18 protein-coding genes and 6 pseudogenes are annotated in these 19,535 nt (G+C 64.1%); 10 read left to right on the top strand and 14 right to left on the bottom strand.

Annotated features, from left to right (window positions below):
- Positions 1-399: pseudogene (locus B0G69_RS37190) on the top strand (SOS response-associated peptidase family protein); the annotation flags it as partial.
- Positions 400-548: 149 nt separating this feature from the next.
- Here B0G69_RS37190 and B0G69_RS37185 read toward each other — a convergent pair.
- Entirely contained in the window at positions 549-1,436 is an 888-nt protein-coding gene (locus tag B0G69_RS37185) for an AraC family transcriptional regulator (protein ID WP_121325011.1), read from the bottom strand.
- A 153-nt stretch (positions 1,437-1,589) separates the two neighbouring features.
- On the opposite strand from B0G69_RS37185, the gene B0G69_RS37180 reads away from it, so the two are divergent.
- The 4 genes and pseudogenes from B0G69_RS37180 to B0G69_RS37165 all read left to right on the top strand — a co-directional run.
- Positions 1,590-2,567: an oxidoreductase gene (locus tag B0G69_RS37180; protein ID WP_121325010.1), complete on the top strand. Its 978-nt coding sequence runs from the start codon at positions 1,590-1,592 to the stop codon at positions 2,565-2,567.
- Positions 2,568-2,600: 33 nt separating this feature from the next.
- The gene (locus B0G69_RS37175; protein WP_121325009.1) at positions 2,601-3,602 is read left to right on the top strand and encodes an aldo/keto reductase; all 1,002 of its coding nucleotides are present in this window, start codon (positions 2,601-2,603) and stop codon (positions 3,600-3,602) included.
- Positions 3,603-3,632: 30 nt separating this feature from the next.
- A complete protein-coding gene (locus tag B0G69_RS37170; RefSeq protein ID WP_121325008.1) occupies positions 3,633-4,664 on the top strand; it encodes an alpha/beta hydrolase in 1,032 nt (343 codons plus the stop codon).
- A gap of 40 nt (positions 4,665-4,704) precedes the next feature.
- Positions 4,705-4,851, top strand: a pseudogene (locus B0G69_RS37165) (peroxiredoxin); the annotation flags it as partial.
- On the opposite strand, the pseudogene B0G69_RS42485 reads toward B0G69_RS37165, so the two are convergent.
- Positions 4,845-5,011, bottom strand: a pseudogene (locus B0G69_RS42485) (integrase); the annotation flags it as partial. The pseudogenes B0G69_RS37165 and B0G69_RS42485 overlap by 7 nt on opposite strands.
- 35 nt (positions 5,012-5,046) lie before the next feature.
- Here B0G69_RS42485 and B0G69_RS37155 point away from each other — a divergent pair.
- Positions 5,047-5,493 (top strand): hypothetical protein, encoded by a 447-nt coding sequence (locus tag B0G69_RS37155; protein WP_121325007.1) that lies wholly within the window; start codon positions 5,047-5,049, stop codon positions 5,491-5,493.
- Positions 5,494-5,774: 281 nt separating this feature from the next.
- Here B0G69_RS37155 and B0G69_RS41570 read toward each other — a convergent pair whose 3' ends face one another.
- From B0G69_RS41570 to B0G69_RS37135, 5 genes are all read right to left on the bottom strand, one after another.
- Positions 5,775-5,915: a hypothetical protein gene (locus B0G69_RS41570; protein ID WP_199731477.1), complete on the bottom strand. Its 141-nt coding sequence runs from the start codon at positions 5,913-5,915 to the stop codon at positions 5,775-5,777.
- Positions 5,916-6,117: 202 nt separating this feature from the next.
- Entirely contained in the window at positions 6,118-7,293 is a 1,176-nt protein-coding gene (locus B0G69_RS37150; RefSeq protein ID WP_121325006.1) for a PDDEXK nuclease domain-containing protein, read from the bottom strand.
- A complete protein-coding gene (locus B0G69_RS37145) occupies positions 7,290-7,568 on the bottom strand; it encodes an HU family DNA-binding protein (protein WP_121325005.1) in 279 nt (92 codons plus the stop codon). Before B0G69_RS37145 ends, B0G69_RS37150 begins: the two co-directional genes overlap by 4 nt.
- A gap of 164 nt (positions 7,569-7,732) precedes the next feature.
- Positions 7,733-8,662, bottom strand: a complete 930-nt coding sequence (locus tag B0G69_RS37140; protein WP_199731476.1) for a hypothetical protein — start codon at positions 8,660-8,662, stop codon at positions 7,733-7,735.
- 21 nt (positions 8,663-8,683) lie between these two features.
- Positions 8,684-9,115 carry a hypothetical protein gene (locus B0G69_RS37135; RefSeq protein WP_241991671.1) on the bottom strand — a complete coding sequence of 144 codons (432 nt, stop codon included), beginning with the start codon at positions 9,113-9,115 and terminating at the stop codon, positions 8,684-8,686.
- Between the two features lie 426 nt (positions 9,116-9,541).
- Here B0G69_RS37135 and B0G69_RS37130 point away from each other — a divergent pair, with 426 nt between their 5' ends.
- Both B0G69_RS37130 and B0G69_RS37125 read left to right on the top strand, forming a co-directional pair.
- Positions 9,542-9,814: a hypothetical protein gene (locus tag B0G69_RS37130; RefSeq protein ID WP_121325004.1), complete on the top strand. Its 273-nt coding sequence runs from the start codon at positions 9,542-9,544 to the stop codon at positions 9,812-9,814.
- Positions 9,815-9,855: 41 nt separating this feature from the next.
- Positions 9,856-10,044, top strand: coding sequence for a hypothetical protein (locus B0G69_RS37125; protein WP_158609045.1), 189 nt, complete (start codon positions 9,856-9,858; stop codon positions 10,042-10,044).
- An 87-nt stretch (positions 10,045-10,131) separates the two neighbouring features.
- On the opposite strand, the pseudogene B0G69_RS37120 reads toward B0G69_RS37125, so the two are convergent.
- From B0G69_RS37120 to B0G69_RS37095, 6 genes and pseudogenes are all read right to left on the bottom strand, one after another.
- A pseudogene (locus tag B0G69_RS37120) lies at positions 10,132-10,399 on the bottom strand (type II toxin-antitoxin system ParD family antitoxin).
- A 191-nt stretch (positions 10,400-10,590) separates the two neighbouring features.
- Positions 10,591-11,037 (bottom strand): annotated as a pseudogene (locus B0G69_RS37115) (SET domain-containing protein).
- 680 nt (positions 11,038-11,717) lie between these two features.
- Positions 11,718-12,107 (bottom strand): hypothetical protein, encoded by a 390-nt coding sequence (locus tag B0G69_RS37110; protein WP_121325003.1) that lies wholly within the window; start codon positions 12,105-12,107, stop codon positions 11,718-11,720.
- 76 nt (positions 12,108-12,183) lie between these two features.
- Positions 12,184-13,104, bottom strand: coding sequence for a hypothetical protein (locus B0G69_RS37105; RefSeq protein ID WP_121325002.1), 921 nt, complete (start codon positions 13,102-13,104; stop codon positions 12,184-12,186).
- Between the two features lie 5 nt (positions 13,105-13,109).
- Positions 13,110-13,325 carry a hypothetical protein gene (locus B0G69_RS37100; protein ID WP_121325001.1) on the bottom strand — a complete coding sequence of 72 codons (216 nt, stop codon included), beginning with the start codon at positions 13,323-13,325 and terminating at the stop codon, positions 13,110-13,112.
- A gap of 5 nt (positions 13,326-13,330) precedes the next feature.
- A complete protein-coding gene (locus B0G69_RS37095; protein WP_121325000.1) occupies positions 13,331-14,428 on the bottom strand; it encodes a DNA-binding protein in 1,098 nt (365 codons plus the stop codon).
- 165 nt (positions 14,429-14,593) lie between these two features.
- Here B0G69_RS37095 and B0G69_RS42480 point away from each other — a divergent pair.
- A pseudogene (locus tag B0G69_RS42480) lies at positions 14,594-14,821 on the top strand (integrase); the annotation flags it as partial.
- 157 nt (positions 14,822-14,978) lie between these two features.
- Here the strand turns inward: B0G69_RS42480 and B0G69_RS37085 are convergent.
- Positions 14,979-16,118 (bottom strand): patatin-like phospholipase family protein, encoded by a 1,140-nt coding sequence (locus tag B0G69_RS37085; RefSeq protein WP_121324999.1) that lies wholly within the window; start codon positions 16,116-16,118, stop codon positions 14,979-14,981.
- Between the two features lie 620 nt (positions 16,119-16,738).
- Here B0G69_RS37085 and B0G69_RS37080 point away from each other — a divergent pair.
- The gene (locus B0G69_RS37080; protein WP_121325144.1) at positions 16,739-19,141 is read left to right on the top strand and encodes a filamentous hemagglutinin N-terminal domain-containing protein; all 2,403 of its coding nucleotides are present in this window, start codon (positions 16,739-16,741) and stop codon (positions 19,139-19,141) included.
- Positions 19,142-19,535 lie beyond the last annotated feature (394 nt).

Here is a 19,535-nt window from a genome sequence, read left to right as displayed (position 1 = left end):
TATCATCGGGAACTCTGGTATTCGCACGGACTTATCGTCGCGAACGCCTTCCATGAAAACGTGAAACGATATCGCCTTGAAGGGCGCGAACTCGGTGAAGGCGAACTGGTGGAAAACGTCGTTCTCGAGTTCAAGCCGCAACCATCTCAGGACATGCTCGTTGCCTGCCTGTGGTCACACTGGCAGGCCCCTGATGAGCCGGACCTTCTATCGTTCGCGGCCATCACCGATGAGCCTCCGCCGGAGATTGCCGCCGCGGGCCATGATCGCGGTATCATCCCGATCAAGCTGGAAAACATCGACGCTTGGCTCTGCCCCGAGCCCGGCAATCTCGCCGCACAGTACGCGATTCTCGACGACCGCTATCGCCCTTACTATGAACATCGAATCGCGGCCTGATCGACGCGTCGTGAACGACGTCGTGCTGGCCGCGGTGTCCATTCCATCGGCCATTTTGTAAATTTCGCGACCGAGCGTCGTAGCCCAAATTAAAAGTGTCAGCAGTCCGCACCGCACGAGCAAGCTCGATGCGCACGGCTATCGCATCTCTATTCCGCAGCACTGTGGGCGACCTCTTGAGCCTCGCGAAAGCGCGCCGCATCACGCGCGGGCGGCACACCAAACTGACGTGCATATTCGCGGCTGAATTGACTCGGACTCTCATACCCCACGCTGAAGCCGACGCCTGCGACATCTCCTTGCTGGGCCAGAAGGCGAGCACGAGCCGTCTGGAGACGGATCTGCTTCTGGTATTGAAGCGGACTCATGGCGGTCGCTGCCTTGAAATGGCGGTGGAATGACGCTGGGCTCATCCCCGCCAACGCAGCCAGACGCTCCACCCGCATCGTCTCGGCAAAATTGGTGCGCAGCCATGTGATGGCGCGGCTCACCTGCGAGAGGCGGCTATCTCCCAGGGCAATCTGACGGACCATGGGGCCGCATGGGCTTTGCAGGATTCGCCAGAACACCTCGCGCCGGATCATGGGGGCAAGGACGGCAATGTCCTGCGGCCGGTCGAGCAATCTGACCAACCTCCACATCGCATCCAGAAGATCCGGCTCCGCGCGGTTGACCTCCACGCCGGCAGCGGCACCCCACCGAGATATCGCGGACTCCTCCTCGATCAGGCTCGCGACGAGCCCCAGGTCCAGGTCCAGCGTGACGGCGGAGTATGGCGGCTGGGTGACCTGTCCTGTCGCCGGCAGGTCCACGGACACGGCCACATAGTCGCCCGGCTCGATGTCGAAAACCCGGCCGCCAAGCACCGTCCGCTTCGCCCCACCCAGGATCAACGCGAGGACTGGCCTATGGACCACGTAGGTCGTCACCGAAAGATCCGTTTCGACATAGAGCGTCAGTCCATCGACATCCGTCTCGGTCGGGCCTTCCTGGCCATGGCTCTCCACCAACGCGCGAAGTTCATTCAAGTGGTCCACGCCTGCCTCCAAACGCCTCAGGGCATTGCGCCCCTCCGGAAACACTGATTGAGAGGATTGTGCAAGAGGTTGGCGCCATCGCGCTACCGCGGCAGACCCCCGCCGCGATTCAATAACGCATCCCCAAACGCGAAGTTGAACAAGGAATCCGTCATGACGCACACACCGCAAAAACCCATCGCTTCCGGCTTCGGCGCCGCATCGACCGCTGCCGGGGTCATCCAGGGCATCGATCTGACCGGCAAGACCGTCATCGTGACTGGCGGCGCCTCAGGAATCGGCATCGAGACCGTCCGCGCGTTCCGCTCCGCGGGCGCCCGGATCATCGTACCAGCCCGCGACACGGCCAAGGCGAAGGAGGCCTTGGCCGCCGTGCCGGACATCGTCGTCGAAGCGATGGATCTGCTCGACCCGGCATCGATCGACCGCTTCGCCAGCCGCGCGCTGGCGCTGACGGACAAGGTCGACATCCTCGTCAACAATGCCGGCGTCATGGCCGCGCCGCTGACGCGCGATGCCCGCGGCTACGAGATGCAGTTTGCGGCCAACCACCTCGGCCATTTCCAGCTCACCTGCAGGCTCTGGCCGGTCCTTCTCCGGGCCGACGGCGCGCGCGTCGTGGCGCTCAGTTCCTATGGGCATCGCCGCGCCGGTGTCGATTTCCACGACCCGCATTTCGAGCGGCGCGAGTACGACCGCTGGGTGGCCTACGGCCAGTCCAAGACCGCCAACGCGCTGTTTGCCGTCGCACTGGATTCGATCGGCCGCGGCCAGAACGTGCGCGCCTTCGCCGTCCACCCCGGCGGCATTGCCACGCCGCTCGCGCGCCACATGCTGCCGTCCGAGATCGAAGCCAGCCACATCTTCGATGCAGAGGGCCAGCCGGTCATTGATCCGGAGAACAACAAGAAGTCGCCCGAACAGGGCGCCGCCACCTCAGTGTGGTGCGCGACGAGCCCGCAACTGGCCGGCATGGGCGGCGTGTACTGCGCCGACTGCGACATCGCGGTCGCACTGCCCAGCGACGATAGCCCCGAGATGCATGGCGTCCGGCCGCGCGCCATCGACCCCGTCGCCGCCGGCCGCCTGTGGCAGCTCAGCGAACAGCTGACGGGCGCGACGCTGGGCTGAGATCACCACGAAAACAGAATTAGGAGCATCAAGATGAGAACGGTGTCACTTGGAAACGAGGGCCTGACGGTCAGCGCACAAGGCCTGGGATGCATGGGCATGAGCACCACCTACGGGCCGAGCGACGAGCAGGAAAGCCTCGCCACGCTCGGGCGGGCGCTCGACCTCGGCGTGACCTTCTTCGACACGGCCGAGGCCTATGGCCCGTTCATGAACGAAGCGTTGCTTGGCAAGGCCTTCGCGGGCCGGCGCAATCAGATCGTGCTGTCCACCAAGGTGGGCTTTCGGTACACGGACGACGGCAGGCTTGCCATGCACGGCGACGTGCCTATAGTCACTGGCGACCCGACCCATATCCGCAAGGCAGTCGAAGGCTCGCTGCGGCGCCTGAAGACCGATGTCATCGACCTCGTCTACCTGCATCGCATCGACCCCGCGACGCCGATCGAGGTCACCATCGGCGCGCTCGCCGGCCTCGTCCACGACGGCAAGATCCGCTACATCGGCCTCTCCGCGGCATCGGCAACGACGATCCGCAGAGCCCACGCCGTGCGCCCGCTCACTGCGGTCCAGATGGAGTACTCATTGTTCGAGCGCGGCGCCGAGCGCAACGGCGTGTTGGCAGCCGTCAGGGAACTGGGCATCGGCTTCATCTCCTGCTCACCGCTCGGCCGGGGCTTCCTGACCGGCACGCTGAAGGACCTGGACACACTGCATCCGACCGACTTCCGCCGCTTCGACCCGCGCTTCCAAGGGGAAAACCTGCAAGCCAATCTGCAGCTGATCGACTGCATTTCGGGTATTGCCGCAGCCAAGGGCATTGAGCCTTCCCAGCTCGCCATCGCCTGGGCAATGCATGCCGACACGGTGCCGATTCCCGGGACGCGGCGCATCAGGTATCTCGAAGAGAACGTCGCCGCAGCCGCTCTCACGCTGACCCTGGACGAAATGCGCGCGCTCGACGAGGCCGCCCCGTTCGGCGCCGCAGCCGGCGAACGCTATTCGTCCGGAATGATGGCCACGCTGGGCCACTAGGACATTCCTTTATTCAACCAGGAGCAAGCCATGTCGAAACAGATCGATTCCTCGCGTCGCAGTGTCCTCAGTTCCCTGGCGCTCGGCGCCGCCCTGGCGCAGTTCGGCGCGCTGGGCCTTGCCAACGCCCAGACCCGGGCGACCAACCCCAATGGCGGCCACACTTCGTTCGCTGCCCTCAAGCAGATCAAGGCGGGCGTGCTCGATGTGGGCTATGCCGAGGATGGCCCGGCCGACGGCCCGCCCGTGCTGCTGCTGCACGGCTGGCCCTATGACATCCACAGCTATGTCGATGTCGCGCCGATCCTGGCCAAGGCCGGGTACCGGGTGATCGTGCCCTATCTGCGCGGCTACGGCAGCACCCGCTTCCTCTCCGCCGAGACGCCACGCAACGGCCAACAGGCGGCAGCGGCCGTCGACATCATCGCTTTCATGGACGCGCTGAAGATCGACACGGCCGTCTTCGCCGCCTATGACTGGGGCGCGCGCACCGCCGATATCATCGCGGCGCTGCGGCCGGAGCGCTGCAAGGCGCTGGTATCGGTCAGCGGCTATCTCATCGGCAGCCAGGAACTGAACCGGGCGCCGCTGCCGCCGAAGGCCGAATTGCAGTGGTGGTACCAGTACTACTTCGCCACCGAGCGGGGCGCGGCCGGCTATGCCAGGTACACCCATGATTTCGCACGCCTGATCTGGGAACTGGCCTCGCCGCAGTGGAAGTTCGACGACGCCACCTTCGCGCGCTCGGCGGCGGCCTTCGACAACCCCGACCACGTCGCGGTCTCGATCCACAACTACCGCTGGCGGCTCGGCCTGGTGCAGGGCGAGTCGCGCTTCGACGCGCTGGAGCAGAAGCTCGCGGCCCTGCCGGGCATCGGCGTGCCGACGATCACCATCGAGGGCGACGCCAACGGCGCCCCGCATCCCGCCCCGGCAGCCTATGCCAAGCGCTTCACCGGCAAGTACGAGCACCGGCTGTTCAAGGGCGGCGTCGGCCACAACCCGCCGCAGGAAGCACCCGAGCAATTCGCCAAGGCCGTCATCGACGCCGACAGGCTTTGAGAACAATCCCAGCAACCCCAACACGAAGGAGCATTCCATGATTACCAGGACCGACAAGGTTCTCTACACCGGCAAGACCCACACGACGGGCGGTCACGACGGCGCAGCCCGCAGTGCCGACGGCCAGCTCGACATCAGGCTGTCTCCTCCGGGTAGCCCGGGTGCCAGCACCAACCCGGACTTGCTTCGCTGCCTGGAGTAATCCTCCATGAATATGACGCACAACTCCTTGACCGTGGGGGCAGCGCGGGCGGCTGCCTTGGCGGCGCTGGGGTCGCCGCCCCGGCGCATCCCGGCCGGCCATTCTTGCTCCTGCGCACACATGCCTGCTCAACGGTCAGTTCACCTCACGCGCCCTGAGCCTGTGATCCCGAAGGCACGGATGAAGACGATCGGGCCTGGACTTGAGTATCGAGGGGCGATGTCCGTGCACTGGAACTACATCGACATCCATATCGACCTTTTGCGCCGGCTGTGGCCTGAATCTGTCCGATTGACTGAGCAATTTTCTGAGGGCGCCAGAGAAGAAACCAGACGCGACGAAGTTACCGGCAGCCCATATCGGGTGAACTTAGCAGTGACCACATGGCAGGGGAAGGAACAAATGACCTTGTGGACGGACATCGACGCCGCTCCACGCCACATAGCCCACAAGTCGCTCGTCCAACGTCGCGAACAAATGGTTGGGGACGCTGTACAACTGACGTTCGATGTAATGCATTGGAATCGGATCAACGACGTGGAAGATCCGATCAACATGCCCTTGGATCTCACGGACGACGTCGAATGGCAAATCAACGCACCTGATAAAGACGCTGAGGCTGCATAGCCAGGCAAGCGGGGCTAAGGTGGAGTCTTTACCGCAAGGGGACTCACGGTGCAATTTCCGAACAAATGGTTTTCCAACAGAGATCCAATTACGTTCTCGTACACCTCGGTCTTGCTATCTCCCTCGTACCATTGCCGGATACGTTCAAACATTTTTTCTCCGCACCTGCATCCGCGTTCGTGGAAATAAATTGGCATTAATATTGATAAACCGGTTATCAATAGTCAGGCGCCAAGGAAAAAGCACGGCCTGCGGGATGGGCAGACCGCGCCTGGTGCGCCTTACTTGCCTTTCGGTTTGCTGGGCGTCGCCCCCTTGCGCTGGGCGAGATCCGATGCCGCTACCTCCTTCTCCTTCCTGGTTGACTTCGGATCGCGCAAGATCTTGCCCGCATCAGATGCGGGCTTCTTTCCTGTTGCCATGGTCACCTCTGGTTGTGGTCGAACCCTTCGATTCAGGGCCCATTAATCGTATGAACAACGAGGAAGAATTTCAAGGCGACGATACCACCCATCACCCCGTGCGCTGATGGCCCTCGCCACCGCCGGGTTGTCCTCTGCTCACAATCCTGTTCAGGCTCGCCTCGGGGCGAGCGGCCGCTTGCGACTCCCGCCAAGGCCCGGTTTAATCGGCCTCGCCAGTTTCGCCGGACATTCCCCGCCGTTCCAGTTCTGCCCGGGAACGTTCGAGCTCCTGTGCGATCAGCGTTTCGTCGGGGAGCACGGTCTGGTACTCGGCGGCCAGAATCCTGTTGGGCAGATTGTCGAGCGCATAGTGGGCCTCGGCCGCCCCTTTCTCCGCACACAGGATCAGGCCGACCGGCGGGTTTTCGCCTGGCTTCATCCAGTGCTCGCGGGCGTAGTTCAGATAGAGATGCATCTGCCCGGCATCGGCATAGCTGAAGCGGCCGACCTTGAGGTCGATGATGACCAGGCATTTCAGGCGCCGGTGGAAAAACACAAGATCGACCCGGAACCAGGTGTCGTCGATCCGCAACCGCCGTTGCCTGCCCACAAAGGCAAAATCGTCGCCGAGCTCCAGCAGAAAATCTGCCAGATGCTGGATCAGCGCGGCCTCGAGATCCGACTCGGAGTACTCGTCCTTGATGTCGAGAAACTCGAGTACGAACGGGTCACGAATGGCCTCCTCAGGTGTGAGGAGATCACCCGGCTGGGAGTCCGCGGCTTTCCTGAGCAGTGCCGCCTTGTTGCGTGACAGTGCCAGCCGCTCGTAGAGCTGGCTGCCGATCTGGCGGTCGAGCTGGCGCACCGACCACCCTTCGCGCAATGCTTCCGTCTCGTAAAAGGCGCGGGCCGCGGCCGTCTTCACGGAAAGGAGGCGCACGTAGGCGGACCACGGCAGCGTGAAGCGCGCGGCGAGCGCCAGGTAATCCGGCGCATCGTCCGCGGCATCGGTGACCGGTTTGTCCGCCGGTGATTTGCCAGACACTGTCTGGACATTCTGCGTCGGCGCCGATTTGCCAGACACTGTCTGGCAAATCTCGCTGGCGGGCCACGCCAGATAGAACGCACGCATGCTGACGAGGTTCGCCCGACTGAACCCGCGCCCGAAGCGCCGGGTCAGGTCACCGGCGAGCCGCGCGAGGAGCGCCTGCCCGTATTCCGCCCGCTCCCGGCCGCCCTGCTCTATCGTCACGATCCGTCGACCGATTTCCCAGTAGGCCGCGGTCATAACCGCATTCACGCTACGCGCAGCCGAGAGTCGGGCGGACTCGAGCACGCTGACAATTTCGCGGTGGAGGCCCGCGTAAATGTCGGCCTCGACGAGATGCTTCGTCATGACGCGTTCACGGCCTCCCTGAATGCCTTGCCCGCCGTGAACTTCACCGTCTTCGCGGCCGCAAACTGCATTTCGGCACCGGTGGCGGGATTGCGGCCCGTGCGTGCGGCGCACTGCCCCGTCGAGAATGAACTGAAGCCGACCAGCTGCACCGTGTCGCCCGCAGTCACCGCGCGCGTGACCGCTACGAGCACGGCATCGATGGCTACGCCGGAGGCGGACTTGCTGTCGCCGGTGCGCGACGCGACGGCGTCAACCAGGTCCTGTTTGTTCATGTCTGCCTCTATCTGATTAGCGAAACCCGCAACGTACCGCATTGGGCCGCCCGAACGCAAACGCGCGTGCCTGCCGAAGGTAGCGCCCCTCCCCTGCTGCGTGGTCCCGGTGTCGGCCGCCGAAAGGTGGGCCGAAGCAAAATCATCACACCTGATAACCGGCGTCATCGCGACCTGGCAATGACGCGAGCGGCGGGCTGCCGGCAGGAATCCGCGCACACGCCCGATGGGCAGCGCACCGCGCAAGCGTGCTGCGCGCTCAGCGATTCCCGGGCGGCCGGCTCGACAGGGGTTCGCCGGTACTGATCGACTTCAAGCAGCAGATGGTCGATCCGCTCACGCAGCTGACCGTTCTGCGCGCGCAGCGCGTCCGCCTCACCGCTCGCCTGCAGCCGCACGGCATCGTTCTGCATCTTGAGGAAGCGTTCGGTGCCGGCCAGCTGCGCGGCCGTCTGAGCGAGGGTCGTCGTGCCAAGGCCGGCACGTTCGATCGACGCGTACAGCTCACCGAGCAGCCGGTTCACGTGTTCACCGGCCAGATCCCGCGCCGCATGCGCTTCGCCAAGCTCGCGGTGCAGCTGTGCATTCGCCTGTTCAAGACGCCGGATCCGCGCATGGGCATCTTCCAGCGCCGCCTGTAGGAGTGTCTGCTGGCGAGTCTCGCCCAGATCGCTGGCATCGTGCGCCGTGACCGTCCCGTGATCGGCGGCCCGCTCGCGCTGTGACGCGTAGAGCGGCGCGAGCGCCTCGCGCACCACGGGGGCCAAGGCCTGTCGCATCAGGTCGAGATCGACCGGCCGGTTATCCGCACTGCCCGGCTGTGAGATCGGCGCGAGCGCCTGCGCACGAAGGATTGCCTGCTGGACCGTCGGGGCACTCGGATGGCGCTGGACGCCGACCTGCGGCGCGACATCGCGCAGCAGCCGGCTGTAGGTGGTCGCACCAAACGCGCGGCCGGTAATCGCCCGCACTTCCGCGATCAGTCCATCCAGAAAGCGCGCGTTGTCGCGTGGGAAATCCCGGTCGATCGCCGCGATGCCATTCATGATCGCGAGCAGCTGTGCATCGTTCCACTCAATCCGGGGTCGGCCCATTTTTCAGCTCCTCGGGGTCCGTCAGAAAAGATCGCCCTGCCGCGGATCGCGCGCCGGCAGCTTCGACGCCCTCAGCGGCCGCGCCGGGCGCCGGCGTTTCGGGATCCGGCGCAGATGGGCAACCAGACGCACCTCATTGCCGTCAACGGTCACGGTCAGGCCGAAGTGGCCGGTTTCACTGGGTGCACTTGTGCCCGGGTTGTCCCCTGCGGCGCGCAGCGACGGCTGAAGCGCACGACGGCGGGCACGCGCGACCAACTGCGCGCGGCTCATCCCGGGCCAGCAGTCGGCGCCCATCCGCTTCACTGCCGGCGGCAGCGACTCGGGCGCGCAGCCAGCCCAAGGCCAGCGCGACCAGTTCGAACGGGTCAGCCATGCGCGCCCTGCCCTGCTGTCGTCGCGGCCCGCACCCCACCACGCCGGGTCCGTGATCGCCTTCCGTTGCACGTTCATCTATCTGCCGCTCCGTGTGTGCCTTCGATGCCGTCAATTCTGCAATAGCCGGCGTCATTTTTACCGTCGTATTTATTACTGTGTTTTCCTCTACTGGACATTATCGCCACAATGTTCACCAATCAGGATGTCGCCGCAGATCGCCACCCAATTCATAAGGAATACAGATTATCTCAACGGGCGATTGTTCAAACGCTTGACCAATACGGATTTTTAGGACCGAACCGCCAGTTTTGCAGGGAAAGTACGACTACCCTGACAAATGGTGAGTCGTTTTCACAACAGGTGCGGAAGGCCACATAGATGCTGCCCCGATGTTGGTAGTCTTTCCTGCACCGGACGCCGGAGGCATCGTGGTGAAGGCGCCCGTATGACGCTGACCTGATACCCGTGGAAGAGCATCCAAAGAAACAGGAGGGTTTCACCATGCTGAGGTGGATCACAAACTGGGCTTCACATCACGCGCCTACCCCCGAGAAACGGTCGGAACGGGCGCTAAACGAATTGCGTATGGAGCTGTTCCAGGCTGAGCAGCGTGTCCTCGATGCGCAGATGCATGCGGACTATTACCGCTCACGCATCGCATTCTGCGAAGCGGTTTTTAAACAAGGCATCGAACAGGTATCCGATCAGCGCAAGCGCCAGGAAGACGTTGTTCATGAACTGCGCCCGGGACTCAGGCTCACAGCAGCGCAATAGCAGGTGCGCAGTCAAAGTTCAATGCATCCACCGGTTATCAGATGTTGGAAGCCGGCGTCCGGCAGTTTACTCCGTGGGGCAATACTGGCGAGGGCCGGTACGTTGTCATTGCGGTCGTCCGCTATCTCGCCGCCCATTCACCGACGAAACGCGCGACGCTGCAAACGGCCGATATCGCCCGGCGCTTGATGCAAGGCTGCCAGCTGCATCAGGAGGCTGCGGCATCGTGACGGCGCGTGACGGGCGAACCCACTTCACTGATGAACCGTTCGATGTCCTCAAGCTGGTATCGCGCAGGGCAAACTGCACCCGGTAGTTCATGCGGCGCCAGAGCGCTTCTTCGTCAGGTGAGCGCGCACCTGGTCGGGCGTGAGCGCGCGCGGGAGCCGCGCGCAGCGCTTCGGTCGCAGGCACCGCCTCATCACGCAGCCACGCCTCAATGGCCCTGTCGCGGGCCGCGAGGGTGCGTAGCCCATCGCGGATCACTTCGCTTTCAGAAGCGTATTCGCCGCTGGCGACCTTGGTGCGGATGAGTTCGGCCGGCTCATTGGGCAGGGTAATGCTGAACTGCTGTGTGGTACGCATTGGTACGCATGGTGCTCTCCGGGCTGACAGGATTCAATCCTGCTCCGTCGACGGGGGTGCTGGCAAGGCGAGCCGGGCTTACGCAGATGACGTGTGGTGGCTGCGCGCGACGGGTCGGCGCACAGCTTCGCGACTCTTCCGGCGCCGATCCGTTTCGAAGGAAAACCGGATGTGTCCGTCATGGGCGCCTGCTATCCGCTCGCCAGGGCCAGCATCGAACCGGTACACCGCTTTGTCCCGCAGCGGCAAGAGTACTCGGCGACCAGTTCAGGAGTCACCGTCTCATCGACAGTGAGCCCATAGGCGATGAACAGCTCGTCGCCCGGCATCACGTTTGCGATCGCCTCGATGAAAACGCGCCCCCGCTCGTCCTCAATCGCCTCGCAGTTCGGCCGGCAGGAGTGGTTCAGCCAGCGGGAGCCATTGCCCCCGACGCTGCCGTCAATCACGCGACCGTCAGCCAGTCCGAAAATGAACGTATGGCCGGGCATTCCGGATCACTGGTGCCGGGCAGAGGCCCGCCGCCACGATGTCACCTCACCGCGATATTCGAAGATCCGCTGGCCGACGGGAATCGCCTGTAGCGCGAAGACGCCGCGCCCATGCACCGATGATTTCCTGACCGTCACGCGCCGCACTTCCTGACTCCTGGTCCGTTGAAGGATGAGAGCATATCGACGACCGCGTTGCGCGGCAACCGGCACCGTCGCGTCAGAACAGCCGCGGTTCCTGAACCTGGTGTGCATACCTGACTTCGAGGCCATCGAGACGGGCGATCGCGTATCTGTTCCTGCAATCACCGCAAACGGCCAGGCGAAGACCTTTCTATTGATTACGGACTGACGGTCGGCCATGAGATCACCGCTGACATCCGGGCGACGTACGCGTTCACTGCGGCGCTTCGCCCGGTATCAATCGATGCTTGTCGGCAGAGCCGCCCCGCGCGGCCCGTTCACTTTCGGATCGGCAGCTTGATGCGTCCCTCTCATGCTGCACGAGAGCATTGGGTGTCCTGACCATCTGGCTTCTTACCCCTTCTCCGCTCGAGCCGATCCAACCTATTGGCCATGCATACCCAGTTCCGCTTTTCCTCCGCGGTTTGCGTGCTTGCGCTTGCGAGCGCACTGTCGGCGTGCTCCACACCGAAGCCGCTTTACCAGCAAGAGCGGGGAGTTGATGATAGAAGCAGGCTCGGGAGCGGAGCAATCCGGGCCGTCCCGCATATTGGACATATTGAAAGTCTTCCGCACGTGAAATAGCGTCACCCGGTTTCAACGCCGGCTGCCCCGTCCACAGTCGCGAGAGCACCCAACTGGCCTCACCTGATCAACCCGCCGCTCCACCGGTCACGACCGCTCCAGAACGGACACCGCGGACAGGTTTCGCCGTGCGGATAGTCGATGCCTTCCTCATGCGGGCACCCGATGATGCGATCGACGGCGACCACCGAACGCGCACCATGCTGTTCAATGAACCGGACGACTGCTTCGGTGATTTCCGGATCGGTTCTCGCATCGGACGTTTCAGAGAACCACCGCTCAACGGGATCAGCATCCGCGCCTTCGTACGCGACGACGCCGACCGCAACCTTTGTCGCCCGCCTGTCATCGGGCCCATAGAAGGCCACCGTTGCGACCGGGTAGCCGCAGAAGCCCTTGCGGCTTTTTTTCGCGAGCCTGTTCCGGTACCACTGCGCTTTCAATGTCATGTCGCCTCCGTACCTCCGCGCGACTGGCCGATGCGACTACGGCATCAGCGGTAATCGTGGCCGCCGATCGTCATACTCACCGGTGCTGCACTTTCCGTGTGGCCATGTACACGTCGAACAGGCCCGCATGCAGGCGACTGAGCGCCTGACGCAGACTGACGAGTTCGTGCTGGTCACCGTCATGCTCCCGACGCAGGATCTCGCCCAGCAGGACCGTGGCCCGCGATGCCGCAACCTCACGTTGCGTCCGGGCGTCACCCAGCCGGCCTGCGAGCGCCGGCTTGACCACCAGCAGCCAGGCCGGGAACCACGCGTAATCGTCGATCTCGCCCGTGCCGGGGAACTCCGCATCAAAGCGCTGGCGTAGCGCGTCGAGCGACGCGTCGCCCAGTCCGGGCAGCAACGCCGCGAACCGTGCGGGCGCGAGCCACGCCAGTCCAGCGAGCAGTGGCCACGCGGCATCCAGACCATCAGCCCGGTAGCGCGCCTCCGTCATCCACGCGAAGGGTGCCGGGATGCGCCACCAGGATTCAATGCCCTCGACCGCCGCACGTGCAGCCGCCCAGTCGCCGGCCAGCAGCCAGAGCGGTGCGGCGTGGCTGTCGGCATGGTTCCCGGCACCGGCGCCGCGAAAGGCCAGTGGCGTGGCCCGCTGGGCGAGCGCTCGCCAGCATGGTGCGAGCCACGGCTGGACGCTCTGCGCGGGCAGCACGCGCCGGGCGGCGGGCACCACCTCGTCCTCCAGGTGACGGTGGGCGATGTCCAGCGCCGCATGGTCAGCAAAGGGCGCGGTCGATCCATTCCCGAGTTCGCGGACCAGCACGGTCATCGCGGGCAGCGCACCGTCGTTCGGGTATTCGCCGGCGAGCTGCGCCAGTGCCGTTCGCGCGGCCGCGACATCGCGCCGCTGCAACGGCTCCAGCACGTCGTTGCGCAGCACGACGTCACGGCTGTCGGCGAAGATGTCGAGCTGCTGCATGGTCAGCGGTAGGGTCATCGCGCTCAGAAGAGTTGATCGTGAAGAGCGGTCAGACTAGCCCATTTCACGGTGCTGCGGAAGGCGCGGCCGTCCTCGTTGACCGACGCGATGATCACACGCTGGCCGCTCGCTTCGGCGATGACGCGCACGGTCCGCTCGCCGTAACGCAGCAGCGCGCCGATGGGGGGACAGGCCGGTGCTTCTTGCCGTTTCCGCGGGCGGCTGTTCCTGTCTTCCATCGCGCCTACCCCCGCTTGCGACGCGCCACAGGTTTGTTTGCCGTCGCCGGTGACGCGGGTGTTGCAGATGTCTTGCGCGACGCGCCCGGCGTGGCCGGCGTGGCCGGCGGCCGCATGGGGCGCGTCAGTGCAGGGCGTGCCGCGGTCGGACGGGCAGGCGCGGCCTTCGCTCGGGCCGGCCGGGCCTGGCGGGCATCGGTCTGACGCGCCGCTGCGAGCTGATGCTGCAGCGTCCCGTTCGCGGCCTCGACGGCATCGAGTCGCCCCTGCAGGATGCCCGCCTGATGCCGCGCGTCACCCAGCTGCGCCTGCAGGCCCTCGATCACGCTGCGGTGATCCGCCTCGCGTCGGTCGGCGCGCTTCGTCGCCTCATCGAGCTCCTTCTGCAGCTTCGCGGCAGCGCTCCGCTCGCGGTCGATCTCCAGCAGCGCGCGCTTTTCCGCGGCGCACAGCCGCTCGTCGGCGCGCTCCGCGCTCTCGCGCAGCTTCTCGAGATCCCGCGAGAAGCCTTCCCGCACCTTTGTGAGTTCGCGGTCGCGCGCGACCACCTCCTCCTTGAGCCGTCCGATCTCGGCCTCGAACGCCTGCCGTGCCGCGTGACCCTCGGTCTGGGCCTTTTCCAGCTCGCGGACCTCGACCTGGGCGGCGAGCAGCGCGGCCGTGCGCTGCTCGAGCGCCGTTTCGGTGCGTTCCAGTTCGCCGCGCGCGGCCGCGACGCGCTGCTCCGCGTCCGCGCGCTGGCCCTCCACTTCTGCGTGCAGCGCTTCGAGCTCCGCCTGCGCGGACACGCTCGCCCGGGTCCATAGTGTCGCGACCAGTTCGCCCGCCGCGTCCCGTAAATCGGCTGGCAGGTCCGGGTGTTCGATGCGCACGCGGCTTTTCTCGCGCAACCCGGTCCAGAACTCGCCGAGTACCTGGGTCGGCGTACTCATGCTGCCGCGCTTCACCAGTTGATACAGCCGGTTCGCGGTTGGCGTGATCCCGAAGCGGAAGAACAGTAGCGCGCAGACCTCGCGGTACAGTTCGCGCGTCCTCGGGAACTCGGCCTTCAGGCGGTCGATTTCGGCGGCGAGACGGGTTTCGTCAGGGAGGGCGCGGGCCATGGGAGCGTGTTGGCGCGGAATCGTATAAATAATACTACGTAAACCACCCCATATCTAACGCATCAGACGCCACATTTTGACATTATTACTATAATGTTGAAAATTTCCACGCAGGACCGTCTGCCATTGCGCGCCTCGACGCGCTTCCCGGAAAAGCTCACCTTCATGTCGACTTCGGCCGCCCGTAGCGGCGTCGCGCTGCAACCCGCTCCGCTCGAAACGCTCGCTATCCCTGCGGCGCTTGACGGTCGCACGGGATCGAACCGCGCGATCGGCGGCCACGCGCAGATTGCCGCGGCAAATGACCTGGAGGCAATACAGGCATGGCTCGCCCGCTTTGCCGACAAGCCGGCGACCTTTGACAGCTACCGCAAGGAAGCCGAGCGGCCCCTATACGTCGCGAACTCTGATCCTGCGGACGGGCAATCAGCGCGGCCTTACCTGCACCCGGAGCGCCGAAGAAACTTGGCATTACGCCATCACCGGCCACCGGGAATTTCATCAATCGCATCATTCGGTCAACGGCGACGGGTCCTTATTCGGGCAGGCGTCAAACGCGTCTCTCACCGGTTACGTCTTCATCCGCGCTGTAGACGGTCAATCCTTCTACTGGGTCCATCGGTGCGTCCCACGGGCGCGCGGCAATGGCCCGCATTGCTGCTTCATAGCCCGCGCGCTGTCGGGAAGCAATGCCGGCTGGGGTGAAATCGATATCCTTCAACTGGTCGTCCCCGTCCAGGCGGGGCGCAGCAAGTTTGATCATACGCATGGTGGTCTGGCACCCCCAGGCGGCAAGCTCCTGGACTTCGGACGAGGCGCGCTCGGCTTCCGGCAAGCGCTTAACCAGTTCGCGGATCACATGGCGGAGACGGTGTATCTGCTGCTGACGCGCGATGTGACTGTCGGTGCGACTGGCGTACTGGATGTCCTTTTGCCGTTCCGAGATCTGCCATATGCTTTCCGGCTCAGGGCCGATCGGGTTCCACACCTGTACCGAGAAGATGACCGAACTCTTGCGGGGCTTGTCATCCAGCACCACCTCGACCGGGGTGTTGGAATAAACGCCGCCGTCCCAATACGGCTCTCCGTCAATCCGCACGGCCGGGAACGCGGGTGGCAGCGCGCCCGAGCTCATGATGTGCGAGGCATTCAGCCGTTGGTCGCGCGAGTCGAAGTAGCGCATCGCGCCCGTGCAGGCGTGAACTGCGCCCACGGTCAGTCGCGGATGCCCGGCGTTCAGCAGATCGAAGTCGACCAGCGAACAAAGCGTATCGCGCAACGGCGCAATCAGGTAATACGACGCTCGATCCACGCCGAGCCGGGCGAGCGGTCCGAGCCAGGATGCCGGATTGGGCTGGAAGAATCCCTCGATGCCGCCGCCGATGATCATCCATTTTGCAAAGATTTTGTCCCAGCCAGGCCAGGCAGCAGGCACGTCCAGGCGGGTGCGGTCGGTCACCTGGTTCCAGAATTCCTCCAGCCGTCGATAACGGTGCTCCGGTGGATTCCCGGCGATCAAGGCTGCGTTGATCGCGCCAATGGAGGTGCCGATCACCCAATCCGGCTGTATGCCCGCTTTGTCCATCGCCTGATAGACACCAAGCTGATACGCGCCCAACGCGCCGCCACCCTGAAAGACGAGTACGACTTGCCCAGGCAACTCTGTGCGCGCTGGGGGGTTCACTCTCATCGATTGCCTCGCTGATCTTTTCGGTAGCGCGACCTGAGTAAGGCGCCCCACGCGCACTTTCACCGTTGGGGGTAGCGGTGCGCGGGGCGAGCGCGAATCGATTGCCAGGATGGGATCCTGTTTCCTTGGCGTTGCGTGACGGCGTGCGACGATGGGACCCAAATGCCATTAGCAAGTGTAGGCGATCGACGCACGCTGACCTCCATTTCATCTGGCGACCAAGCGCGCTCAACTTCCGGTACCGGCGACATAGCCGACCCGCTTGATACTGTCGCGAAACGAGGTCTTACAATCAAAACCTGTCCCGCGCGGGGCGATGCTTCGCCAGGCCTGCCCCGGCCAGCGCGGAACAGGAGACATGCGCATCGCGGTTACTCGCCATCGCGAAATGTGGCCACAAGCGCACAGAAATAATGTCGCGAAACGCGGAGATGTCGGCATGCGTCCGCGATTCCAGAGGCTATCCTTTAGACGCGACGACTAACGCGTTTCAGGTCGTGGGGTTCGATAACGGCTCGGGCTTGACGCTGAACCTGCGCCGAGCGGCGACGCGCCAGTCGTCGGTGCTGATGTCGACCGGTTTTTCGGGCTGGGCTGATTGGTCCGCGAAAGGGGGGCACATGGCACTTTTGTCATCAGGTCGTCCGGTACTTCGCGTGCTCCGTCGCCGGCAACCGTCTCAGCATGTCGCGCCGCTCATCGCTGTGTTGCTCGCCGGATTGTCTTTGCCGCATGCGGCGTCTGCCAGTGGCGTTCTGCCGAAGGGTGGCCACTATGTCGCCGGCACGGGAACTATCGCCAGTCAGTGCGATGCGCTCACCGTCACGCAACCTGGCTCGACTCGCGGCGTGATCGACTGGACCAGCTTCTCAATCGGCAGAGGCAACACCGTCACGTTCAACAACGGTTCGGGCGCAACGCTCAATCGCGTGACGGCCAGTGGGCCTTCGGCGCTTCTCGGCAGTCTGAATGCAACGGGCAGTGTGTATCTGATCAACCCGCAGGGCATCGTGGTGGGCCGCAGCGGCGTCATCAGCACGGGCGGACGTTTCGTGGCTTCGACGCTCGATCTGCCGGATACCGCTTTCATGAACGGTGGAACGCTCACGCTTTCCGGCACGTCGAATGGCAAGGTGGTGAATCTCGGCAAGATCAGTTCCAGCGGGGGCGACGTTTTCCTGATCGCACGCGACGTCGTGCTGAATGACGGCGTGGTAAGCGCACCGAACGGCACCGCCGAATACGTGGTCGGGAAAGAGGTGCTGCTGTCCGATTCGCCGAGCGCCAGGCAGTTATTCGTGCAGACAGGCAACACGGGCACCGTGATCGATCGGGGCACGACGCTGGCCGCGCAGCTCAATCTCGAAGCGGCCGACGGCAATATCTATGCCCTTGCAGGCGGCGGCTCGCGCATCCGCGCAACGGGCACGGCCACGCGCTATGGTCATATCTGGCTGGTTGCCGACAAGGGTCACGTCACGCAGCAGGGAACCGTTGCTGCAACGAACGTGGATGGCAGCGGCGGCACCGTCGATACGCTCGCCGCCGCCCTGACGTTCGGGCACGACGCAGCGGTTCAGGCGGGGCTGTGGAACGTCTCCACACCAGGCTTCATCGTCGATCGCACCACGGCGCGCGCTTTCATGCGCAGTCTGAACAATGGCACATCGGTCTACGCAAGCGCGACCGGCACGGATGGCGCGAGCGGCGACATGAGCGTGCTATCGAACCTCGACTGGAATGGTTCCGCGTCGCTTTCGCTGGTCGCTTTTCGCCACGTGGCCATCGGTCCGCAGACGACGATTCGCAACACCGGCAGCGGCAATCTAAGCCTGAGAGCGGACGCGTCGGGCATCGATAACCAGGGCAGCGTCGCGAACGAGGGCGTCATCGACTGGTCGGGCAGCAAAGGTCTGGTCAGCACGTATTTCGACATGAATGGCGGCAACCGTCCCGGGGTTGTGATGACGAATCCGGACTGGGTAGCATCGGCGTTTGGCGGCCCTGTCAGTCAGTACACCCCTTACAAGCTTGCCAACTCGCTGGCGGATCTCGACAACATAAACCTCGATCTGTCCGGGAACTACGCGCTGGGCAAAGACCTGAACGCGGCGCCGCCAGCCGGGACGTTCAATGCACCGATAGGGGGGGTTTCTTCCAACGCTCTAACGTACAGCTACTTCAACGGACAATTCGATGGGCTCGGACACACGATATCGAACCTCTCGTTCAACGCAGCCTTTTCCGACTTCGCGCCGCCTGGCGGGCTTTTCTCTGTGATTGGGACGACGGGTATCGTGCGCGACCTGAATGTGCAGGGGACGATCACTGGCCCTGCGACCCTAGGCGCCTTCGGGATCCTGGCAGGGAGCAATCTCGGCATCGTTGCGTCGGTCCACAGCAGCGGCGTGATTGACCTTCCGCTTGCCGGGATCAGCGTACACGCGGGCGGTTTGATCGGGGACTCGCGAGGCTTGACATATCGCTCATCGAGCAGCACCGATATCAGTACGCTTTCTGCCTATACCGGCGGCCTCATCGGGGCAGACACTGGGAACATCCGGCAGTCGTTCGCAACGGGTAACGTAGCGGCGAACGGCGGCACAGCGGGCGGCTTGGTCGGTCAAGCCGACGGACTTGTTTCCCAATCGTATGCAACAGGATCCGTCACCGCCCAGCAAGGCCCGGTCGGCGCGCTCGTCGGTGAAAATCTGGGCTATATCGAACAGTCCTTCGCTACCGGCCATCTCCATGCGCCCGACAGTGGTGGCGGCATCGCAGCCGTGAACACCGACTTCAACTTCGTCGCGAGCGACGTCTTCTGGGATACCCAAACTACCGGTACCACGATCCCGGTCGTGAGTGTCGTGAACAATGGCACGGTCGGCCATGCGCGAGGCCTCACCACCGCGCAGATGGCAATGCCGTCCAGTTTCGCCGGCTACGACTTCGGGCCGAATGGAGTATGGGTCATGCCTGCCGGCGCGACCCACCCACTCCTGCGCTGGCAACTAGGCCCGTAAGCGCGACAGGGAAGTGGCAGCGTGGATTCTTTGGCGGCGACGCGACCTCCGCGCCGTCTTCGGGAGGCAGCCGACGTGTTCGGCGCCTGCAGCGTCTCCCTGAATTGTCGAAGAGTGGCGACGGCACGCCGGATGACCAGTATTGCCGCACCCGCTCCCTCAGTGGGCGGCTCAGTTCGACCCACTTCGGCCACATCGGTCCAACGGCGCGAACGGTCGTTAAGAAGGTACGAAGGGACCGCGAGTGCGTTGGACGACGAGCGTCGGCAGCGACCGGTGGTAGTGGGTTCGCTCCGCTGAATAACGCCACAATAGGCACTATCGGACTTGTCGAAGGTGCAGAGAAACCACCGTCCAAGCCGCAGCCGGAAAGTTTCGGGATTGTTGCCAGTTC

Source organism: Paraburkholderia sp. RAU2J, assembly GCF_003634845.1.
In the GTDB taxonomy this organism is placed as follows: domain Bacteria; phylum Pseudomonadota; class Gammaproteobacteria; order Burkholderiales; family Burkholderiaceae; genus Paraburkholderia; species Paraburkholderia fynbosensis.
This window is presented reverse-complemented; position numbering and strand designations above follow the sequence as displayed.

Coding starts and splice junctions, on each gene's coding strand:
- B0G69_RS37180 (WP_121325010.1), top strand. CDS start 1,590: ATGACGCACACACCGCAAAAACCCATCGCTTCCGGCTTCGGCGCCGCA.
- B0G69_RS37175 (WP_121325009.1), top strand. CDS start 2,601: ATGAGAACGGTGTCACTTGGAAACGAGGGCCTGACGGTCAGCGCACAA.
- B0G69_RS37170 (WP_121325008.1), top strand. CDS start 3,633: ATGTCGAAACAGATCGATTCCTCGCGTCGCAGTGTCCTCAGTTCCCTG.
- B0G69_RS37155 (WP_121325007.1), top strand. CDS start 5,047: ATGAAGACGATCGGGCCTGGACTTGAGTATCGAGGGGCGATGTCCGTG.
- B0G69_RS41570 (WP_199731477.1), bottom strand. CDS start 5,915: ATGGCAACAGGAAAGAAGCCCGCATCTGATGCGGGCAAGATCTTGCGC.
- B0G69_RS37150 (WP_121325006.1), bottom strand. CDS start 7,293: ATGACGAAGCATCTCGTCGAGGCCGACATTTACGCGGGCCTCCACCGC.
- B0G69_RS37145 (WP_121325005.1), bottom strand. CDS start 7,568: ATGAACAAACAGGACCTGGTTGACGCCGTCGCGTCGCGCACCGGCGAC.
- B0G69_RS37140 (WP_199731476.1), bottom strand. CDS start 8,662: ATGGGCCGACCCCGGATTGAGTGGAACGATGCACAGCTGCTCGCGATC.
- B0G69_RS37135 (WP_241991671.1), bottom strand. CDS start 9,115: ATGAACGTGCAACGGAAGGCGATCACGGACCCGGCGTGGTGGGGTGCG.
- B0G69_RS37130 (WP_121325004.1), top strand. CDS start 9,542: ATGCTGAGGTGGATCACAAACTGGGCTTCACATCACGCGCCTACCCCC.
- B0G69_RS37125 (WP_158609045.1), top strand. CDS start 9,856: ATGTTGGAAGCCGGCGTCCGGCAGTTTACTCCGTGGGGCAATACTGGC.
- B0G69_RS37110 (WP_121325003.1), bottom strand. CDS start 12,107: ATGACATTGAAAGCGCAGTGGTACCGGAACAGGCTCGCGAAAAAAAGC.
- B0G69_RS37105 (WP_121325002.1), bottom strand. CDS start 13,104: ATGACCCTACCGCTGACCATGCAGCAGCTCGACATCTTCGCCGACAGC.
- B0G69_RS37100 (WP_121325001.1), bottom strand. CDS start 13,325: ATGGAAGACAGGAACAGCCGCCCGCGGAAACGGCAAGAAGCACCGGCC.
- B0G69_RS37095 (WP_121325000.1), bottom strand. CDS start 14,428: ATGGCCCGCGCCCTCCCTGACGAAACCCGTCTCGCCGCCGAAATCGAC.
- B0G69_RS37085 (WP_121324999.1), bottom strand. CDS start 16,118: ATGAGAGTGAACCCCCCAGCGCGCACAGAGTTGCCTGGGCAAGTCGTA.
- B0G69_RS37080 (WP_121325144.1), top strand. CDS start 16,739: ATGGCACTTTTGTCATCAGGTCGTCCGGTACTTCGCGTGCTCCGTCGC.